At 38.3% G+C, this 15,997-nt stretch carries 15 protein-coding genes and 1 rRNA gene; all 16 read left to right on the forward strand.

What is annotated here, in order from left to right:
* Window positions 1-110: 110 nt before the first annotated feature.
* A complete protein-coding gene (gene ftsH / locus NY607_RS22970; RefSeq protein WP_259420423.1) occupies window positions 111-2,138 on the forward strand; it encodes an ATP-dependent zinc metalloprotease FtsH in 2,028 nt (675 codons plus the stop codon).
* A gap of 161 nt (window positions 2,139-2,299) precedes the next feature.
* The gene (locus NY607_RS22975) at window positions 2,300-3,133 is read left to right on the forward strand and encodes an aldo/keto reductase (RefSeq protein ID WP_259420424.1); all 834 of its coding nucleotides are present in this window, start codon (window positions 2,300-2,302) and stop codon (window positions 3,131-3,133) included.
* Window positions 3,134-3,407: 274 nt separating this feature from the next.
* Window positions 3,408-4,175 carry a type III pantothenate kinase gene (locus NY607_RS22980; RefSeq protein WP_131522617.1) on the forward strand — a complete coding sequence of 256 codons (768 nt, stop codon included), beginning with the start codon at window positions 3,408-3,410 and terminating at the stop codon, window positions 4,173-4,175.
* A gap of 21 nt (window positions 4,176-4,196) precedes the next feature.
* Entirely contained in the window at window positions 4,197-5,078 is an 882-nt protein-coding gene (gene hslO, locus NY607_RS22985; RefSeq protein WP_009373570.1) for an Hsp33 family molecular chaperone HslO, read from the forward strand.
* Window positions 5,062-6,033 carry a peptidyl-prolyl cis-trans isomerase gene (locus NY607_RS22990; RefSeq protein WP_131522618.1) on the forward strand — a complete coding sequence of 324 codons (972 nt, stop codon included), beginning with the start codon at window positions 5,062-5,064 and terminating at the stop codon, window positions 6,031-6,033. Before hslO ends, NY607_RS22990 begins: the two co-directional genes overlap by 17 nt.
* Before the next feature lie 249 nt (window positions 6,034-6,282).
* Window positions 6,283-7,212 carry a cysteine synthase A gene (gene cysK, locus NY607_RS22995; RefSeq protein ID WP_259420425.1) on the forward strand — a complete coding sequence of 310 codons (930 nt, stop codon included), beginning with the start codon at window positions 6,283-6,285 and terminating at the stop codon, window positions 7,210-7,212.
* A 126-nt stretch (window positions 7,213-7,338) separates the two neighbouring features.
* Window positions 7,339-8,769: an aminodeoxychorismate synthase, component I gene (gene pabB / locus NY607_RS23000; protein WP_131522619.1), complete on the forward strand. Its 1,431-nt coding sequence runs from the start codon at window positions 7,339-7,341 to the stop codon at window positions 8,767-8,769.
* Window positions 8,766-9,347, forward strand: a complete 582-nt coding sequence (gene pabA, locus NY607_RS23005) for an aminodeoxychorismate/anthranilate synthase component II (protein WP_259420426.1) — start codon at window positions 8,766-8,768, stop codon at window positions 9,345-9,347. The genes pabB and pabA overlap by 4 nt, the downstream gene beginning before the upstream one ends.
* The gene (gene pabC, locus NY607_RS23010; protein ID WP_259420427.1) at window positions 9,348-10,187 is read left to right on the forward strand and encodes an aminodeoxychorismate lyase; all 840 of its coding nucleotides are present in this window, start codon (window positions 9,348-9,350) and stop codon (window positions 10,185-10,187) included.
* A 13-nt stretch (window positions 10,188-10,200) separates the two neighbouring features.
* The gene (folP, locus tag NY607_RS23015) at window positions 10,201-11,055 is read left to right on the forward strand and encodes a dihydropteroate synthase (protein WP_237899024.1); all 855 of its coding nucleotides are present in this window, start codon (window positions 10,201-10,203) and stop codon (window positions 11,053-11,055) included.
* Window positions 11,055-11,420 (forward strand): dihydroneopterin aldolase, encoded by a 366-nt coding sequence (gene folB / locus NY607_RS23020; protein ID WP_004229125.1) that lies wholly within the window; start codon window positions 11,055-11,057, stop codon window positions 11,418-11,420. The genes folP and folB overlap by 1 nt, the downstream gene beginning before the upstream one ends.
* Complete coding sequence (gene folK, locus NY607_RS23025; RefSeq protein WP_131522623.1) at window positions 11,420-11,932, forward strand: 2-amino-4-hydroxy-6-hydroxymethyldihydropteridine diphosphokinase; 513 nt, start codon at window positions 11,420-11,422, stop codon at window positions 11,930-11,932. Before folB ends, folK begins: the two co-directional genes overlap by 1 nt.
* 87 nt (window positions 11,933-12,019) lie before the next feature.
* Window positions 12,020-13,060, forward strand: coding sequence for a tRNA dihydrouridine synthase DusB (dusB, locus tag NY607_RS23030; protein WP_004229121.1), 1,041 nt, complete (start codon window positions 12,020-12,022; stop codon window positions 13,058-13,060).
* 178 nt (window positions 13,061-13,238) lie between these two features.
* Window positions 13,239-14,741, forward strand: coding sequence for a lysine--tRNA ligase (gene lysS / locus NY607_RS23035; protein ID WP_193767458.1), 1,503 nt, complete (start codon window positions 13,239-13,241; stop codon window positions 14,739-14,741).
* A 206-nt stretch (window positions 14,742-14,947) separates the two neighbouring features.
* The gene (locus tag NY607_RS23040; protein ID WP_131522625.1) at window positions 14,948-15,229 is read left to right on the forward strand and encodes a hypothetical protein; all 282 of its coding nucleotides are present in this window, start codon (window positions 14,948-14,950) and stop codon (window positions 15,227-15,229) included.
* A gap of 696 nt (window positions 15,230-15,925) precedes the next feature.
* Window positions 15,926-15,997 (forward strand): 16S ribosomal RNA (locus NY607_RS23045); the annotation flags it as partial.

Consider the following 15,997-nt stretch of genomic DNA (forward strand, 5'->3'; position numbering starts at 1 on the left):
GCAATAAGTGAACGAAACATTTTTTAAGTAGGGCTTTTCGTTGTATGATGAAATCATGATATGTTAAGATTTTACTTATAATTTTTCTGTTTGTAATGAGGAGGCTGGAGATGAATCGAATATTTCGATATACCATATTCTATTTACTGATTTTCCTAGTGATTATCGGTATTTTTGGTACTTTCAATGGTGGAAACTCACCAACGAAAGAATTAACTTATCATGAGTTTCAAGAAGCTCTAGATAAGAAAGAAATAACAAGTGCTACAATTCAACCTGATAAATCAGTTTACGTCGTTGAAGGAACATTGAAGGGGTATGAAAAAGGGGAAAGTTTTACTACAAACATCCCTCGTGAAAACCAATCTTTAATGGACCGCATCGATGAAGCTGCTAAGGATAAAAATAGTAATATTAGTTTTTTAGCAGCACCAGAAACAAGTGGATGGATTCAATTCTTTACAGGAATTATTCCTTTCATTATCATCATTTTCTTATTCTTCTTCCTAATGAGTCAATCTCAGGGTGGCGGTAATAAAGTGATGAGCTTTGGTAAAAGTAAAGCTAAACTGTATGATGATCAAAAGAAAAAAGTACGTTTTACAGATGTAGCAGGTGCTGATGAAGAAAAAGCGGAACTTGTTGAAGTGGTAGAATTCTTAAAAGACCACCGCAAATTCACTGAAATTGGTGCCCGTATTCCAAAGGGTATCTTACTTGTAGGTCCTCCAGGTACAGGTAAAACATTACTTGCACGAGCAGTAGCAGGTGAAGCAGGTGTTCCATTCTTCTCTATCTCAGGTTCTGACTTCGTAGAAATGTTTGTCGGTGTTGGTGCTTCTCGTGTCCGGGATCTATTTGAAAATGCTAAGAAAAATGCTCCATGTATCATCTTTATCGATGAGATTGATGCAGTAGGTCGTCAACGTGGTGCTGGTCTCGGTGGAGGCCATGATGAGCGTGAGCAAACATTAAACCAGTTATTAGTTGAAATGGATGGTTTTGGTGCCAATGAAGGAATTATTATCATTGCTGCTACAAACCGCCCGGATATTTTAGATAAAGCATTATTACGTCCAGGTCGTTTTGACCGCCAAATTACAGTAGGGCATCCTGATGTAAAAGGACGTGAGGCAATTCTTAAAGTACATGCACGTAATAAGCCTTTAGCAGATACAGTTGATTTAGCGGCTGTTGCTCAACGTACGCCAGGTTTCTCAGGTGCGGATTTAGAAAATCTACTCAACGAAGCGGCGCTTGTAGCGGCTCGAAAAAGTAAGCGCACTATAAATATGGCAGATATTGATGAAGCATCAGACCGAGTAATCGCTGGTCCTGCAAAAGCAAGTCGCGTATATTCTGCTAAAGAGAAGAAACTGGTATCCTTCCATGAAGCTGGCCACGTAGTCGTTGGTCTTGAGCTAGATGAGGCTGATACAGTACACAAAGTAACAATTGTTCCTCGTGGGCAAGCGGGTGGATATGCGATTATGTTACCGAAGGAAGAGCGCTTCTTTACGACAAAGCAAGAGCTTTTAGATCGTATTGCAGGTCTTCTAGGTGGCCGTGTAGCTGAAGAAATTGTTCTTGGTGAAGTTTCTACTGGAGCACATAACGATTTCCAAAAGGTTACAAGCATTGCCCGTGCTATGGTTACTGAATACGGAATGAGTGAGAATCTTGGAGCTATGCAATTTGGCTCAAGTCAAGGTGGTAATGTATTCCTTGGCCGCGACTTTAATTCTGACCAGAACTATTCTGATTCAATAGCCTATGAAATTGATAAAGAAATGCAAAAAATTATTGATACACAATATGAGCGTACTAAGCGTATCCTTACGGAAAATCGTCACCTGCTTGATTTAATTGCCAATACACTAATGGAAAAAGAAACATTAAATGCACAGGAAATTGAGCATTTACGTGACCATGGTGTGTTACCAGAACCAGAGGCTGCAGAAAAAATTGAGGAGAACACTCCAAAGATTGAAGCAAAGCCTACATTAGATACTATTGGCGAACCAGTTGTTGAAAAAGAACTACTAAGTAAAGAGTCAAATCCAACAACTTTGGATTTAGCAAAAGAACGTAAAGAAGCGAATGATGGACCTAAGGGTATCGATGAAAAACGTGATTAAAAATAGGGAAGACTGTTTACTAGTACAGTAAGCAGTCTTTTTCTTTGCCTTTTCTTACTAATAAGCATTAGGATAGAGTAGTAAAAAGACAAGCTGCATACAACTCTGCCATTTAGAGAGATGTAGTATTTGTTAGCCAAAACAGATAGGAGTGTACACACATGGGAAATGTTGTATTAAATAATGGTCTTAAAATGCCTTTGGTTGGTTATGGTGTCTTTCGAGTACCCGAAGGAGATGACCTAGCTGAAGCAGTCAAAACAGCTATAGCAAAAGGCTATCGTAGTATTGATACAGCACAAGTATATCGCAACGAAGAAAGTGTTGGACGAGGAATACGTGCAGCCATTGAAGAAGGCTTAGTAACTCGAGAAGAATTATTTATAACATCAAAAGTTTGGAACGATGGACTTTCCTATGAAGAAACACTCGCGGCATATGACAGCAGTCTAGAAAAAATTGGATTAGACTATTTGGATTTATATTTAGTACATTGGCCTGGAATAGACCAAAATTATATTGAGGTTTATAAAGCACTAGAAAAGATTTATCAAGATGGTCGAGTACGTTCAATTGGTGTTAGTAATTTCCACGTACACCATTTAGAAAGCCTTTTGAAGGAAACGACTGTCGTCCCTGTTATTAATCAAATTGAGTTCCACCCGCACTTAATACAGGAGGAAGTACGTGCCTACTGTAAGGATAAGGGCATACAGGTGGAGGCATGGTCTCCGTTGATGAATGGTTCTCTACTGGAAGAGGCATTGATTCAAGAGCTAGCATCTAAATATGGCAAAACGCCAGCACAGATTGTATTACGCTATGATGTGCAACATGATGTTGTTACGATTCCAAAAACGATGACACCTGCACGTATGGCTGAAAACCTAGCTGTTTTTGACTTTACGTTAACTGAGCAGGAAATGAAACAGTTAGATGCAATGAACGATGGACTACGTTGTGGTCCAGATCCAGAAAAATTTAATTTTAAATGATTTCTAAGAGAGGCTACCATATTTAGGGGGCCTCTTTTTAAAGAAGATTGATAACATTTTCAATTGATTTTGACAAACAATATAGGTATTGATCTCCACCTGTAGTAGAAGGTGTTGTACCTAAGACTATCTCTACAGTACAAACAACATCTGCTGAATCAAGATAAAAAGTATGGTATCATTTTCTAAAGTGTTTTATCCTCATTCAAGTTAGAGAGAATATTGTAATATGGGGATTGCCAAAGTTACAATGACGATATGGGAGGTGTCATTTTTGATTTTAGTTTTAGATGCAGGGAATTCAAATATTGTATTAGGTGTCTATGATGACAACGATCAATTAGCCTTCCATTGGCGTATGGTGACGGATCTCCATAAAACAGAAGATGAATATGCTATGCAAGTTCTTTCTTTTTTTAATCATGCAGGCATTTCATTTGAACAAATAACAGGCATTATTATATCCTCAGTTGTGCCACCAATTATGTTTTCACTAGAGGCGATGTGTCAGAAGTATTTTCGAAAAAAGCCTTTGGTAGTAGGACCAGGTGTGAAAACAGGTTTAAATATTAAATACGAAAATCCACGTGAGGTTGGGTCTGATCGTATAGTGAATGCCATAGCAGCTCTAGATTTATATAAGGCTCCTTGTATCATCGTTGATTTTGGGACAGCAACAACCTTTTGTTATTTGAACGAAAAGGGCGATTACATGGGTGGAGCTATTGCGCCAGGCATCACTATTTCTACAGAGGCTCTTTATACACAGGCTGCAAGATTGCCACGTATTGAAATCGTTCGACCTACACATATCGTGGGGAAAACGACCGTTTCTGCCATGCAGGCGGGAATTTTTTATGGCTTTGTCGGGCAAGTTGAGGGCATTGTTAATCGTATAAAAGCACAAAGTAAAGAGGAGCCATTAGTTATTGCTACAGGTGGATTAGCAAATCTAATCGCAGGGGAGACACAAATTATAGATGTTGTAGATCCATTTTTAACATTAAAGGGTTTATATAAGCTCTATAAACGTAACCAATAGGAAATGAGGGACATTCCATTTATGAGTGATTATTTAGTAAGAGGTTTAGGATTTAATGGACAGGTTCGTGTGTTTGCAGCACGTACAACAGCCACAGTAGGAGAAGTGCAACGCCGTCACGATACATGGCCAGTTGTATCGGCAGCTTTAGGTCGATCAATGACAGCGGCTGTTATGATGGGAGCCATGCTAAAAGGTGAAGAGAAAATCACTATTAAAATTGAGGGCAACGGTCCAATTGGCCCAATGGTAATTGATAGTAATGCACATGGAGAAGTGCGTGGATTTGTGACAAACCCTCATGTACACTTTGATTTAAACGAGCAAGGTAAGCTAGATGTTCGAGCAGGTGTTGGAACAGAAGGTGCTCTTACGATTGTTAAAGACCTTGGTTTAAGAGATATGTTTTCAGGACAAACACCAATTGTTTCTGGCGAAATTGCTGAAGATTTTACTTATTATTTTGCTACATCTGAGCAAGTACCATCATCTGTAGGTTTAGGCGTATTAGTTAATCCAGACAACACTATTCTTGCAGCCGGCGGATTTATACTTCAATTAATGCCAGGCTGTGAGGAAGAAACGATAACTGAAATTGAGCAACACCTTGCTACAATAGAGCCTGTTTCAAAAATGATTGAAAAAGGCTTTACACCAGAGCAAATTTTAGAAGCTGTATTAGGAAATGGACATCTACAAATTTTAGATTCCATGCCAGTTGAATTTAAATGTCAATGTTCAAAAGAGCGGTTTGGTGCGGCAATTTTAGGTCTAGGAACAGCAGAAATTAGAGAAATGATTGATGAGGACGGCGGTGCAGAGGCACAATGTCACTTCTGCTTAGAGACATATAGCTTTTCTAAAGATGAGCTAGAAGGGTTTATCGATGAGCTCAACGCGTAATCGTCGACCTTCAACCAATGTAACACCAAACCAAACTCCTTTATTGCAACGTCGTTTAAAGACAAAGCCTGCTTTAGCTGTCATAGCCGTATTGTTATTAGGAAATATATTATGGTTCATTAGTTGGTTGATCCCGAACAAAGGTCAGGAAATTGGTAGCGACGAACAAGTCGCTGCCATTGACGGGGATGTTATCACACGCCAAGAGTGGATGATTGCTATGGAAGAACGATATGGTAAAGAAACACTCCAAAATTTAGTAAATGAAACGGTAATGGAAAAAGCTGCAAAAACATATAAAATTAAAGTTACTGATAAAGAAATTGATCTTGAATTAGCGTTAATGCGATCTGCTCAAGATAAGTTTGATACAGCCATGCAAAATCTTTCGGCAGAGCAACTACGCCAAAAGATTCGATCACAGCTTATATTGGATAAGGTACTCACGAAAGATGTAGTGATAGAGGAAGAAAACGTTGAAAAGTATTATGAAGAAAATCAAGGCTTATATAATACAAAAACAAGCTATCGTACGAATTTTATTGAGGTCGATTCAAAAAAAGCTGCTGATGAGGCACTGGGTGAATTGAAAAATGGCTCTGACTTTACAGTGCTGGCACGAGAAATTTCTGTTGATAGTGCTTCAGCGAGTTTAGGAGGGGATATTGGTTTCCTTACAGAAAATCAGGAAAATGTAGACCCTGCAATTATTAATACTGTAAAATCACTAAAGGCAAATGAGGTAAGTAAAGCCTTTAAGTTAGATAATGGTCATTATGGCATTGTTCAAGTACAAGAGGTATTAGAAGGACAATCCTTTACATATGACGATGTGAAAGAACATATTGAGCGAGAATTAGCTTTAGAGCAATTACCGCAATCTGTAACGCCAGAAGCATTTTGGTCTGAATTTGATGCTACTTGGTATTATGGAGAGACTAAAAAAGAAAAATAATACATGAAAAGAGTCTGCAGGTTTTGCGGGGTACAATGAGTCTGATCAAACTTACAGGCATTCGTAGTGAATTACCCAATAAATGCAGGTTCTTTTTCTTTAGTGAGCATAAGATTTTTCCTTTTCAAAGCAATGATAAATATTCTGAAAATATTAGTTTTATTTTATTGACAATCGAATGGAAAAATTGATAAAATACAAAATAAGTAAAACCTATAAAAATAGTAGGGATTGGGAGTGGATTAGTAAATGAGTAGATTAGCAAACTCGGTAGCTGAATTAGTTGGTAAAACACCAATTGTAAAATTAAACCATGCAACAAGTGAAAATGAAGGTACTGTGTATGTAAAATTAGAATATTTTAATCCGGGAAGCTCAGTGAAAGACCGTCTGGCTTTAGCAATGATCGAAACGGCGGAAAAAGACGGGACATTAAAACCTGGTGGTACAATTATTGAGCCGACATCTGGTAATACAGGTATTGGTCTTGCAATGATTGCCGCTGCCAAAGGTTATAAAGCCATTTTAGTTATGCCAGAAACAATGAGCTTAGAGCGTCGTAATTTATTGCGTGCTTATGGTGCAGAGCTTGTATTAACGCCTGGTCCAGCAGGTATGAAAGGTGCAATTGCAAAAGCGGAAGAACTATCTGAAGAACATGGCTACTTCCTACCACAACAATTTACAAATCCTGCGAACGCGGTAATTCACCGTTTAACAACAGGCCCAGAAATTGTAGAAGCATTTGATGGCTTAACACTTGATGCTTTTGTAGCTGGTGTTGGCACAGGTGGTACAATTACTGGTGCGGGTGCGGTCTTAAAAGAAAAGTATCCAAACATTGAAATCATTGCAGTTGAACCAAAGGATTCACCAGTTCTTTCTGGTGGTCAACCAGGTCCTCATAAAATACAAGGAATTGGCGCTGGATTTGTACCAGCAGTTTTAGATACGGAAGTCTATTCTTCAGTATTCCCTGTTGAAAATGAGGTTGCTTTTGAAGTAGCACGTAAAGTAGCACGTGAAGAAGGAATCCTATGTGGTATTTCATCTGGTGCTGCAATCTATGCAGCAATTGAAGCGGCAAAACGTTTAGGTAAGGGTTCGAATGTCCTTGCTATTGTGCCTTCTAATGGTGAGCGTTATCTATCAACACCTTTATATCAATTTGAAGACTAATTCAATTTTTTATGTAAGGGCTCCTTTATAAAGGGGCCCTTTTTTAGTGTGAAAACTATGGCACTATGAAAATTATAAAAATATTCGCTTCTATGTAATAATCAAGTTAAGATGGAATCACATCATATGTTTAAAGGGGAAAATAACTTGAAAACAATACTTACAAAAACATTAACGATGGATGCAGATTCATTTTTTTATAGCTATAAAAGGCAGACAGAGACGCAGCAAGCGCATGTGTTTTTAGAGAGTGGACGTGGTGGACATTTTTCAATAGCTGCGTGGAATCCATTAGCTACCGCACGATCAGTAGAGGGTGGGCTTTTCGTAAATTGGAGAAATGGCCGACAGGAAGTTTTACAAGGTGAGTCCCTTGATTTACTAGAAGAGCTTGTGGCGGAGTATCAGGTTTCTTATAATACAGAGCTACCTGTTTTTCAGGGAGGGGCTATTGGTTTTGTGTCGTATGATTACGCTCGTAAAATTGAGGAGCTTCCTAATACGGCAACAGATGATTTACAAGTGCCAGATATCTATTATTATATCTTTGATTGCTGGGCAGTACATGATGTGCAAACGAATACAGTGACACTTATGAAGTTAGAAGAGAATGAGGTTAATTTGGAAGAATGGGCTAACATCTGGCAGGTTGCAGCACAGGCTGGATTAGATGCGCGCAAATTTGAGAAAACAACTGCTACAGAAGTTAAGAATGATGAAAATGAGTTGCTTGTTTCATTTGCAGGCGACGATTTTGAGGCAGCGGTTAAAAAAATACAAACGTATATCGCGCAAGGTGATGTCTTTCAGGTGAATTTATCTGTTCGTCAGTCTAAGAAACTCAATGCACCTGCAATAGATGTCTATGAGGCACTACGAGCGTTTAATCCGTCACCATATATGGCTTATATTGAAGCACCTGATTTTTCCGTTGTTTCGGGATCGCCAGAGTTACTAGTCAAGCGTCAAGGCAATGAGTTGTCGACGAGACCAATCGCAGGCACTCGACCAAGAGGAAAGTCCGAAGAGGAAGATTTAGCGTTGGCTCAAGAATTAATTGATAATGATAAAGAGCGTGCTGAGCATGTAATGTTAGTGGATTTAGAGCGCAATGATCTAGGACGCGTATCCACCTATGGAACAGTAGAAGTGGATGAGTTTATGGTCATTGAGCGCTATTCACATGTTATGCATATCGTTTCGAATGTGCGTGGAGAAATAGCAGAAGGTAAAACGAATGCAGATGTTATTCGTGCAATGTTTCCAGGTGGGACAATTACAGGAGCGCCAAAGATCCGCACTATGGAAATTATTGAAGAATTAGAGCCTGTACGACGTGGTTTATATACAGGCTCAATCGGCTGGCTAGGCTTTACAGGTGATATGGAGTTTAATATTGTAATCCGTACAGCGTTTGTAAAAGATGGGGTTGCGCATATTCAAGCTGGAGCAGGCATTGTCATTGACTCTGTTCCGGAAAGAGAGTATCAGGAATCTTTAAATAAAGCGAAAGCAATGTGGCAGGCAAAGGCAATGGCAGAGGAGCGAGTAATATGATTTTGATGATCGATAACTATGATTCATTTATTTATAACATCGTCCAATATTTGGGTGAATTTGGTCATGACATAGTAGTAAAACGTAATGATGTTATTACAGTAGAAGAAATAGAACAACTTGCGCCAGATATGATTGTTATTTCTCCAGGGCCATGTAGTCCAAATGAGGCGGGAGAAAGCCTGAACATTATTAAATATTTCGCGGGAAATATTCCAATTTTAGGGGTTTGTCTTGGACATCAGGCGCTTGCACAGGTGTTTGGTGGCCAAGTCATACAAGCGGAACGTTTAATGCATGGGAAGACTTCACCCGTGCTGCATGCCGAAGTAGGTTTGCATAAAGGCATGCCAAATCCATTCCAAGCAACTCGCTATCATTCTCTTATTGTAGAAAATGAGACATTACCAGCTTGTCTAGAAGTAACAGCTTGGACAGAAGAAGGAGAAATTATGGGTTTACGTCATAAGGAATATCCTATTGAGAGTGTACAATATCATCCAGAATCCATTATGACAGAGCAAGGAAAACAACTTCTTCGCCAATTTATAGAAATGTATGTAGAAGGAGTGAAATAGATGCAGTGCTGGATGAACGGAAACTATATGGCGGCCCAGGATTTGAGAATTTCGCCATTTGATCATGGATTTTTATATGGATTAGGATTTTTTGAAACGTTCCGAACATATGGTGGTCAGGTATTTTACTGGGAAGCACATATGGAAAGATTACAGCATGCTTTATCACAATATCACATTCATTTAAACTATCCTGAAAGTGTATTACTTGAGGCTGTGCAACAACTAAATCAACTTGCTGGCGGTCAGGATGGTTACTTCCGTTTAAATGTATCTGCGGGTCAACATAATATTGGATTACAGCCAACAGAATATAGGCAACCAAATGTCATCATTTTTCGCAAGGAACTTCAAGACACACCGCGTGGTACTGAAAAGTTTGCACAATGGCTTACCATACCACGCAATACACCTGAACAAGCATTTCGTGTTAAATCGCACCATTACGGCAATAACGTGCTTGGTCGCTTTGAAATGCCATCACTGGCTCAACAAGAAGGTTTCTTTTTAACAGAATCAGGCTATGTAGCTGAAGGTGTGACATCAAATATATTTTGGGTAAAAAATGATATACTATATACGCCTTCTTTGGAGACAGGTATTTTACCAGGAATTATTCGTGCATGGGTTATAGAAAAGGCTAAAGCGCTAAACCTTGACGTACAGGAAGGCTTTTATACAAAAGAGGATTTACTACAAAGTACGGAATGCTTCGTTACCAATTCAGTACAAGAACTTGTGCCTATTAGTAGCTTGGAGAACCAGCGATTTTTAGGCAATAAAGGACCTATTTATACCATTTTGCATAGCGCATTTGTTCAAGAAGTGGAACAAGGATAGAAGGAGCGTTTACATGCTAGAAAAATATACGAAACCATTAACGATTAATGGTATTACATTAGACTATAGACAAGAAACATTTGTTATGGGGATTCTAAATGTTACCCCAGACTCTTTCTCTGATGGAGGAAAGTATAACAATGTGGAGGCTGCTGTTACTCAAGCGAAAAAAATGGTGGCTGAAGGAGCAAAAATTATCGATGTAGGTGGAGAATCTACACGTCCTGGGTACGAGCGTATTTCAGATGAAGATGAAATTGCACGCATCGTGCCTGTTATTCAAGCGATAGCACAAGAAGTAAAGGTCATTATTTCAGTTGATACGTATAAAGCAAGTGTGGCGCGTGCCGCAATTGAAGCGGGCGCACATATCATCAATGATATTTGGGGAGCAAAGGCAGAACCAGAAATTGCTCAGGTTGCTGCAGACTTACATGTTCCGATCATTCTAATGCATAATCGTGAAAATATGGATTATGGTGTTGATTTTTGGACGACTGCAAAGGCAGATTTAGAAAAAAGTATTGCCATTGCACGGCAAGCGGGAGTTCCCGATCATCATATCATCTTAGATCCAGGTATCGGCTTTGCTAAAAATACTGCACAAAATATAGCTATGATGCAACACTTATCGGATTTAGTGGCTATGGGCTATCCCGTATTATTAGCAACATCACGTAAATCAATGATTGGTAATGTCTTGAACTTACCTGTTGAGGAACGTCTTGAAGGGACAAGCGCCACAGTGGTTTATGGAGTTGAAAAGGGTTGTCATATGATAAGAGTTCATGATGTAAAGGAAATGGTGCGGGCAACGTATATGACGGATGTATTAGTGGGTAAACGTTTGTTTAAGGAGGAAGCCTGATGGATTATATTCATTTAAAGGACATGCAGTTTTATGGTTATCATGGTGTATTAGCAGCTGAAACTACTCTAGGCCAACGCTTTCGAGCAAATGTTTCGCTTGCAGTAGACATGACAAAAGCCGGTGAAACGGATGATCTTTCTTATACCGTAAATTATGCAGAGGTATATGCGTTATGTCGGGATATTGTAGAGGGTGAACCGTTTAAGCTTATTGAGGCTCTTGTTGTGAAAATAGCAAATGTGATTTTAGCAACCTATCCTGATAAAGTAAAAGGAGTTCGTGTAGAGCTTATTAAACCAGACCCACCTATTCATGGTTATTATAAAGAAGTCTCTGTTGAGGTTACGAGGGGGGATTTCTAATGAAGGATGTCTATTTATCTATCGGAACAAATATGGGGGAGAGATATGAGAATCTTCGGCACGCAGTAGACCTTTTAAAGGATAAGAAGGAACTAGAGTTGATTCGTGTTTCATCTGTTTTTGAAACAGCTGCTGTAGGTTTTACGGATCAGGCCGATTTTTTAAATATAGCTGTTCATCTAAAAACAGCTATATCGTCTGTTGAGATGCTGAATATTTGCCAAGAAATCGAACGGGAATTAGGGCGTGTAAGAGAATTCCGCTGGGGCCCAAGAGTTATTGATCTTGACATTTTACTTTACAATCAAGAGAATATTGAAACGGAGAACTTAATTGTTCCTCATCCAAGAATGTACGAGCGAGCATTCGTCCTAGTACCACTTGTAGAGATTACACCATCACCATTCGATGAACAGCTACAACAAGCGCATGATCTGTTACAGCAAATGGATTGTGAAAAGGAAGGCGTAATCTTCTGGAAACCCTTTAATGAGCTGTCAGCGGTGAATTAAGTAATTGTATAGGAATGAATTATCAGCGTATAGCATTAATGATAGATAGAGAAAATAGGTAAAGCCTATAGAGGAGGAAGAAAAACGTTGGGTCAGTCAACAGAGAAGCCATTTCAAATTGGCGATATTGTCATGGACAACCGCGTAGTATTAGCGCCAATGGCTGGGATTTGTAACTCTGCTTTCCGATTAACGGTTAAGGAGTTTGGGGCAGGTCTCGTATACGCTGAAATGATTAGTGATAAGGGCATTGTCCAAAAAAATGAAAAAACATTAGGTATGCTTTATATCGATGAACGTGAAAATCCTCTTTCACTGCAAATCTTTGGTGGAGATAAAGAAACCTTAGTAGAAGCAGCGAAATATGTGGATGAAAATACGACTGCTGATATTATTGATATCAACATGGGGTGTCCTGTTAATAAAATTATAAAATGTGAAGCGGGAGCACGTTTACTACTTGATCCTAATAAAGTATATGAGATGGTAGCGGCTGTTGTGGATGCTGTTAAAAAGCCGGTTAGCGTAAAAATGCGTATTGGTTGGGATGAAGAACATATCTTTGCAATTGAAAACGCTCAAGCGGTTGAGCGTGCAGGTGCAGCTGCAGTAGCAGTTCATGGTCGTACACGTGTACAAATGTATGAAGGTAAAGCGAACTGGGATTACATTCGTCAAGTGAAGGAAAATGTCAGCATTCCTGTGCTAGGTAATGGTGACGTGGAAACACCTCAAGATGCTAAACGTATGCTGGAAACTACAGGTGTAGATGCAGTAATGATTGGACGTGCTGCTTTAGGTAATCCATGGATGATCTATCGTACGGTTCAATACCTAGCAACTGGTGAATTAAAAGAAGAGCCAAGTGTACGCGAAAAAATGGACGTATGTTTACTACACTTTGAACGACTTCTTCAATTAAAAGGAGAAGGAATTGCAGTACGAGAAATGCGTAAGCATGCATCATGGTATTTAAAAGGAATCCGAGGTAATGGTAAGGCCCGCAATGCTATTAACCAAACAGAAACTGCGGCAGAACTTCGGGTACTATTAAATAGTCTTGTACAGGAGTATGAAGAAAGCGAATCTAAATTGATTGTTCCAGAAGTCAAAGAATTAATTATATAGTTTTAATATGGGCGTCTCTATAATTTGATAGAGGCGCCTTTTCGGCAGCATCTTTAATTTTTAGAATTATTAATTATTTTATATTGGATTGAAAATAAATTGAAACAGATGATTACAGCACTAAAATTGTGTACAATAGAAATATTATGGACGTAAACGCGGACAATTTACTTAAGGAGTGAAACAAGTGTCAAATATAGAAGAATTAAATGATCAACTATTGGTGAGACGCCAAAAGATGACAACGATACTAGAAAATGGGCAAGATCCATTTGGAAGCCGTTTTGAACGTACACATTTATCAACAGAAGTACGTGAGCAATTTGCAGATCAAACAAAAGAACAGCTTGAGGAAAACCTTCAAGAGGTAATTATTGCGGGCCGTATTATGACGAAACGTGGTAAAGGAAAAGCTGGCTTTGCACATATTCAAGATTTAAATGGTCAAATTCAAATTTATGTTCGTCAAGATCATGTAGGCGAAGAAGCGTATGAATTATTTAAACAAGCTGATTTAGGAGATATCGTAGGTGTGCGTGGTAACGTGTTCCGTACACAAGTGGGAGAACTTTCTGTAAAGGCTGAGGAATTCACATTCCTTACAAAAGCGCTACGTCCTATGCCAGAGAAATTCCACGGCTTACAGGATGTTGAGCAACGTTATCGCCAACGTTATCTAGATTTAATGACAAATGAAGATAGCAAAAAGACATTTATCACGCGTTCAAAAATTATTCGTGCAATCCGAAATTATTTAGATAATGCTGGATACTTAGAAGTAGAAACACCAATGCTTCACACAATTGCTGGTGGCGCAGCAGCTCGTCCATTTATTACGCATCACAATGCCCTTGATATGGAATTATATATGCGAATTGCCATCGAATTGCATTTAAAACGTTTAATAGTTGGTGGTTTAGAAAAAGTTTACGAGATCGGACGTGTGTTCCGTAATGAAGGAATTTCAACACGCCACAACCCTGAATTTACAATGATTGAACTATATGAAGCGTATGCTGATTATCAAGATATCATGTCTCTAACTGAAAACCTTATTGCGCATGTTGCCCAAGAAGTTCTTGGTACAACTTCAGTTCAATATGGTGAAGATGAAATCAACCTTGCTGTAGGCTGGAAACGAGTTCATATGGTTGACGCTGTAAAAGAGGCAACAGGTGTAGACTTCTGGCAGCCGATGACAAAAGAACAAGCACAAGCACTTGCTAAAGAGCATGGAGTTGAAGTGAAGGATGTACACGAAGTAGGTCATATTATCAATGAATTCTTCGAACAGAAAGTAGAGGAGACGCTTGTACAGCCTACATTTGTGTATGGTCACCCAGTAGAAATCTCACCTCTTGCGAAGAAAAATCCAGAGGACGAGCGTTTTACAGATCGCTTTGAGTTATTTATCGTTCGTCGTGAGCACGCCAATGCCTTCACAGAGTTAAATGACCCTATCGACCAACGCCAACGCTTTGAAGCACAATTAGCAGAAAAAGAAGCAGGTAATGATGAGGCACATGAAATGGACAATGATTTCATTGAAGCATTAGAATATGGTATGCCTCCAACAGGTGGTTTAGGTATTGGTATTGACCGTTTAATTATGCTACTAACAAATTCACCATCAATTCGTGATGTATTATTGTTCCCAACAATGCGTCATATTACAAAATAAATTACGGCGTAGGCTCTTTATAGAGCTATTATAGAGCAGTCAATGGATTAAGAGGAGAATTCACGGGATAGGTGAGTTCTCTTCTTTTTGTTCAATGAAAAAAATTAAGTTGTTTAAACGTAGATTATATTTAGGTTATACTTTTATAGTTCTATGTTTTTAAATACAATAAGTATAAAAAAGAAGTATTTTATTGGGGGCTTATAATGAATTACAAAATTATTAACAAACAAGTATTTGAACAGGCACAATTACGTTCTGTTTCTGATGTTCCATTTACGGAGGAAGAGCTTGAGCATGGTATGAAATTAGTCGTTGCTAAAAAAGACGAGACACTTACTTTATATTTAGTAGAAATAGATGGCCATAAGAAATTTGATGTTCGTTGGGACGATTCTTCTGAAATCTTTAGTGGCTGGTATTCTGCATGGGATAACTTCTTGTGGTGCTTAAATATAGTTGACCCTCAAGGTAATGAAATAAGATAGGGACTATTAGAAATAAGCATGCGCTAAAGTACTTCTGCTTTAGCGCATGCTTATTTTCATTTAATGCATTTTAAAAAACCAACTAAGACCTAAACAACATAATTAGATTTTGTAGTTATTAGGAAGTAATTTTACACTAAATTTTATGAGTTATATTTAGCTTGAAAAGTAAGTAGTATTTTAATTTAAGATATTGAGATTTAATAGAAAGAGATGTATAGTAAAACAAATAATAAATAAGGAAAGATATTATGATTTACGATTCTCGTAAATACACAAAATAGCTTATTAAAGCAGGTTTATTAAATAAAATTAGATTTTGTGTAAAAAATGCTTGCGAAGTTTTTTCTAACGTGATAAATTATTACTTGTCGTTAAGACGATGCAATTTACAACATTGAACTTCAAAAACAATTTGAAAAAACATGTTGACATGAATAATTGATTATAATATACTTTAAAAGTTGTCTCCGATGATTTTGAAAAAAACATTTTAAAAAAGTGTTGACAACAAAGTAGAGAAATGTTATAATTTAAAAGTTGCTGTCGAGAGATGGTAGCTAAATGAACCTTGAAAACTGAACAAGCAAAACGTAATAAATAAAGTTTTAAGTAGCTAGTTTTGCTAGTGAACGAAACACAATTTTGGACATCAAACATGATGCCAGCAAAACAATTTGAGCTAATCAAATTTCTTTTATGGAGAGTTTGATCCTGGCTCAGGACGAACGCTGGCGGCGTGCCTAATACATGCAAGTCGAGCGAACA

Source organism: Lysinibacillus sp. A4 (assembly GCF_024919535.1).
Lineage (GTDB): Bacteria > Bacillota > Bacilli > Bacillales_A > Planococcaceae > Lysinibacillus > Lysinibacillus capsici.